The 5438-nt window shown below is 39.4% G+C and carries 4 protein-coding genes; all 4 read right to left on the reverse strand.

All coding sequences use genetic code 11. The features are described from left to right. Positions 1-846 (reverse strand): Nramp family divalent metal transporter (locus tag ABZB17_RS20035; protein WP_372652956.1); only part of this gene is annotated, 846 nt, incomplete at its 3' end. Next, positions 846-3089 (reverse strand): heparinase II/III family protein, encoded by a 2244-nt coding sequence (locus ABZB17_RS20040; RefSeq protein WP_372652958.1) that lies wholly within the window; start codon positions 3087-3089, stop codon positions 846-848. The genes ABZB17_RS20040 and ABZB17_RS20035, both read right to left, overlap by 1 nt. A 19-nt stretch (positions 3090-3108) precedes the next feature. Continuing rightward, positions 3109-4044 (reverse strand): sugar phosphate isomerase/epimerase family protein, encoded by a 936-nt coding sequence (locus ABZB17_RS20045; protein ID WP_372652960.1) that lies wholly within the window; start codon positions 4042-4044, stop codon positions 3109-3111. A 185-nt stretch (positions 4045-4229) separates the two neighbouring features. Next, positions 4230-5438: RagB/SusD family nutrient uptake outer membrane protein (locus ABZB17_RS20050; RefSeq protein ID WP_372652962.1), on the reverse strand; the 1209-nt coding region annotated here is incomplete at its 5' end.

Raw genomic sequence — 5438 nt, forward strand, 5'->3', positions numbered from 1 at the left:
CATATCGAGTACCTTGGTTACTACTTTACCTTCGTGGTAAAGTGCGCCACTTGCCACTGCCATAATAGATCCGCTGATAATAAAAACCAAAATAGCTGCGGTTATCGAATCGTTCTTCTGTTTTGTTAAATCTTTAATTGTCCAGCCTTTCCCCAGCACAAAAAGCGGACGTGAAAGAAAAGTGGCTGCTGCCATGGTTGTTCCCACAAAAGCAGCTGTTAACATTTGGCCTCCTTCAACATCGGGAATTGACGGGATTAGTCCTTCAATAACTTCTGTTGGCTTAGGAAAGACAAAAAGCAAAGAGGCAATAAACGACACTCCCATGATAGTTACGAAAATTACTAACACTTTCTCGAAGAAGGTGTATTTTCCAACCATCAGTAAACCATAGAAGGTTACCATAATTACAATAGCTATTCCTAAAACTACCTGGTATTCTGAACTGCTAATTGACGGGTAATACAAAGCAACAATTTCATAAATCATGTTAGCAGAGATCCCAAGTATTCCTGTTAGCGAATTCCATTGGCCAAAAGTGATTCCAACAATAATAAGAATGGCGATAAGTTTACCTGCCTTAAAATGATTTTTAAAACCAAATAATGCGGTTTCGCCGGTTACCAGGGTATATTTTCCGTAGGTATAAATTAGCACCCCCGAGAAAATACAACTAAAAAGCAGCACCCATAACAACTGCATACCAAAGCTACTTCCGGCAACAATCATTGATGTTACGCTACCCGTTCCAATGGTATACCCAATGGCAAAAATGCCCGGTCCAAAAGATAGTATTAGCGCGACTATCTTTTGCAATATACTCTTATTTACCTTTGTTTCGTTCATTATAATATTACTGTTTTTCCTGGTTTAACCGGCGTATTATTAATCTCAACCTCTATTATTCCACAATTGGTTATTTCCAATTTATCTTCTTCGAGCTTCACCCACAAATCGCTTTTTGAGCTTACAGAAACGACTTTGTCATCAACTGCCAATTCCGTTGCTTCCAGAAAGATAAAGTCTTCTTTTTTATAAACTACCTGTTTTGCATTGGTTTTAACCGGGCTGTTTATCCCTGAAACAATGTTCCATTCATTTGCTTTGAATTCGTTGTAATCACCTATCATCAAACGCTCTTCAAAATTCTCGAATGGAAATAAAAGTGTAGTCCACGAAGTTTCGTTATGAAAGCTTTTTTGAAATACACTTCTCCCCTTTCCGCGAGCTGATGCTTCTGAAATTTGGTCGGCAGAGTCGCCCAATTGAATGATTTCCAATCCAGCTCCGTTCGGAAAAACAGAACGTGTATGTTTTCCTTCTTTTTCCACATCGTAATGTCCCTGCCAAACCTGCTGTGTTGTATGTTGTCCACCGTTTGCAATAAATTGATCGCGAACAATCCAGAAACCATCTTTTATAAAAATTACAGTTCGGTAGGTTTTAACTCCTTCTTTGTCGTATCCATTGTGGCTTCCTACAAAAAGATCGAATTCCTTATTTTTTTCCCACGCCAACACTCTTGGTTCGGGCAAATTTTCAAACTTTCCAAAACCGCTTCCGCCCTTGTTTCCTTTCCATTCACGCCCCTGAGGGATTGAATCAAGCAGTGCAACGCTTTTTACCCATGAGTTTTTAAATTCGGGAAAATCGGGCAAATAGTATCTTACCTGGTAGTTCGGAAGCAAAACATTTCCAAATGCACAAAGCTGCAATCCCAGCATATCGGCATGCTGATGGTCAGGCTTTTCGGGTGTTAAGCCTGCCGATACAATGGCATAGACATCCTTCGCCCCCCAACCATTTCGCATCATATAATAACCTGTTTCCGGGAGTTCACATGATCCCAGTTGCGGCTCATTCTTCTGAACGGAGCTTAACCGCGCCAGCCGTTCCGGTTTTAAATACCAATAATATTCAGTCGATACTTTTGTGGAGGCGAAATAAACGTAATCGGGTTCTCCAAACAAGACGGCTCCCAAAGCCATCGTATGATCAATCTCGTTGTATTCAGCCCAGGGCGAATCGGTATCGTCTTGTAAAACAGGAGCTTTTTTGTTGGGCATAGCAATTTTCAGCAACACATCAAAAAGTCCTTTTATTCTTGTATCCCAAATAGGTTTTAATTCAATACGATTTAGTTTGGCTAACTGGTAAGGATAAAAATAATTTTCAATATCGTCGATATGGTAATGTACCGTACGCTCGAATTGAAAGCCATCGCCATAAATTTCTTTTTCAAGATGCTCTTCCAAACGTTTCAGTGATCTTTCTTTCCAAAGGTCGGAACCTTCAATTTCGGGAAAAAGAAATGCCAGCATTGCCAACGCACTCATTCCACGTGTTTGGTGGTTTCCTTCGGTGTAAACCGGATGATGGTGGTACAGTTTGGCCCCCGTATGCAGGAACGTGCGAATCATTTCCAGTTGCTGTGTAGTTGAATAATCATCGGATGCCAAAAGAATTTGATGAACCAGTAGCCAATTCCAAACTCGGTTTCCGGCACGATAACATTCGTAAGCACCATTACCGTCTTCTATCGTTTCAAATTCATTATTGTTAAAAGCTGTATTTAATGAAGCAGCCTGCTCCGGAATATAATCCAGGTATTTTTTGTTGCCGGTGTAATGGTACAAAAATGCAATACTACCAGCTTTATGTTGTCGTGTTAAGTGGCGATACGGATATGATGTAACTGTTTCGCCTTTCAGGTTTTCAAAACCTATTTTCCATTGTGTTGAGGCGGGGTACAATTCCAGGTGTTTTGCTGCATCTTTTTTATGAAATTCTTCACGGTCAGCATACATCTGGTTGTATTCTGAAAAACGATTTTCAAAGTTTTTCCAATCGAAAAAATAGCGTTCGGAGAATCTTTCCTTAAAATATATTGCAAGCTCTTCAAGAGCCTGTTCTGTATTTCCTTGCTTGTAGTTGTTTTGTATAGCTTGTAGTTCGGAGCTATAATTTACATCGAGTAATTCTATAATTTCTGCATTTGTGGGTACATGACTGTAGGCTACTCCACTATTTTGTGCAAACACAGCAAAAGGCAGTAGAAACAAACAACTATATATGAATCTTTGAATCATTTTATTATTGATTAGTCTTTTATAAGAAACTCCGTAAAGTGTTCAGGTTCTTTTTCATGGCTGATATTACCTCGTCTGAAGAACAGGACAGTGTTGTTGCTCCATGTTCGGCACCGCCAATTGGGTATTCCAAATGAATTGTAAAATCACCTTTAATACTTAACTCATCAATGATTTGAAAATAACGATCAAAATCAACCATTCCTTCACCAACCCGCACATTAAAAGGTCGCCATTTCCCGTCAGTTTTCTTCCAGATAAAATCTTTTACATCGAAGCTATTGATTTTGTCTGCAAGAAGTTTCATTCCCAGTGGCCACGAGGTACCTCCTTCAACCGTTGCATGCCTGATATCGTATCTTACTCCAACCAAATTCGGATCAATCCCATCCAGCATCAAGCTCATATCCCAAACAGGACCACCCGCCATTTCGCCGGCATGGTTCTGGTAAGCAGCCGTTAAACCCAGTTCTTTATTCAGCTTTGCTAATCCTCTTAATTTCAAATTGAATCCAGTGATATTTTCCTCAATAGAAAGAGTTGGATTATAGTCGAACCACCCGAGTCTATAGTTCTTTATTCCCTCTTTAGCTGCTGTTTCCAGAATATCGATGGTTAAAGCATCTTCCGGATCGGTTATGGCGGTAGTCATTCGGTCTGCATCCAAACCTGCCGCTTTAATTGCGTTAATTGCTCTAGGCAAATCTTCTTTTACCCGTTCCGGTATAACATGTCCTTTGGGTCGAACGGTTAAATCAATTCCGTCAAAGCCAATGTTTTTGGCCGTTAATGCCATTTCGTCAAAATCCAGCCATTGCAGGTGTTTCGAAAAAATGTAAACCTTTCTTTTGCTATTGCCCCCCAAAATACTCATCCCGAATACAGGAGTAAGACCAGTTAAAGGAACCATGGAAGCAAGTAGTGATCTTTTTATAAACGACCTTCGTGAATTCATCTGGAAATTTTATTACAATGAGAGAAATAAAGGGGATGGGAAGTACCATCCCCTTCAAGATTCTAACTAAACTAAAACTCAACTAATAACCAGGATTGTATTAATCCCATGTATTGATGTAACTTTAAACCGAGGAGCAGGATTATTCCATACTCCCCGAAACAAGGTTCAACAAACCTTATATATTAATAACCATCATTTTGTGTAATTACTCCATCGGTTGCCAGAATTTCTGAGATTGGAATAGGAAATAAATAGTATTTACTATCAAATGTTTCTCCCAATTCAGATTGTGCAGTACCACTTCTCACCAAATCAAACCATCTTTGTCCTTCAAAAGCTAATTCCAGTCTTCTTTCGTCTGCAATCGCTTGCCGAACCAATTCCTTAGTATTTATCACATTGTGGTCTAAAACGGATAATCCTGCTCTTGTGCGGATAGGATCCAATAAATCAAGAACGGTTTCAGCAGAAGATCCATTCTCATTCAATGCTTCTGCATACAATAAAATTACATCTGCTAATCTCAGTTCTATCCAGTCATGTTCAGCACCCATGCCTCCTTCTTTGGGAAATTTTACAGCTGTTAATCCATCCTCTCTTAAAGTTACAGCTCTTCTTAAATCCGTACCTCCTCCATTGGCATCGCTAGCATCAAAGGCAGCAACTAAGTCCTGATCAACAGGAAAATCTGCTTTTGGATCGTCTCCAACATACCAATTCCAAAAATCTGAGGCAGGCGAATATTCGTCTATTATTGAACTTGATATCTGGGTTGAAAATATGATTTCAGAATTCTCAACCTCATTTTCCGCACCAAAAATCTCATCAAAATTATCTTTTAATTCAATCCCTGCAGCAGCAGCTCCGTTTACAACAGCAGCTAACTGTGTTGCTGCATTACTGAAATCGCCCATTTGCATATACACTTTTCCCAGCATTCCCTGAGCTGCGTATTTAGACGCTCTTCCATTGTCTATTTCAGCATCTAAAACTGCAATTGCATCAGTAAAATCAGGAATGATTACATTATTGTAAACATTTGCAGCCGGTTGCCTTGATAAAACAGAGACATCTGTTAAACTAGGTGTGGCAGATAGATTTACAGGAACATCGCCAAAAACTTTCACCAATTTAAAATATGACAAAGCGCGCAAGAATTTAGCTTCACCAACCTCTTTTGCATTTGTTGAATTTTCAATTACGTTATTTGCACTTAAGATCGACTTATATAAAGCTGTATAAAAAGGCCCCATGAATTGATCTTCCATTGCTGTTAAACCATTATCGAATTCATCAAATTCAGTGTATGGAGCTTCATCCATTAGCGCATTGTCTGATCTAAATTCGCCCATAACTGCCATAGGTGTAACTGAGCCGAGCTGATAGTAATA

It is taken from the genome of Draconibacterium sp. (genome assembly GCF_041583095.1).
Classification (GTDB): Bacteria; Bacteroidota; Bacteroidia; order Bacteroidales; family Prolixibacteraceae; genus Draconibacterium.

Excerpts from the sequence above, each read along its gene's own strand:
- ABZB17_RS20040 (WP_372652958.1), bottom strand. The coding sequence starts at position 3,089 with ATGATTCAAAGATTCATATATAGTTGTTTGTTTCTACTGCCTTTTGCT.
- ABZB17_RS20045 (WP_372652960.1), bottom strand. The coding sequence starts at position 4,044 with ATGAATTCACGAAGGTCGTTTATAAAAAGATCACTACTTGCTTCCATG.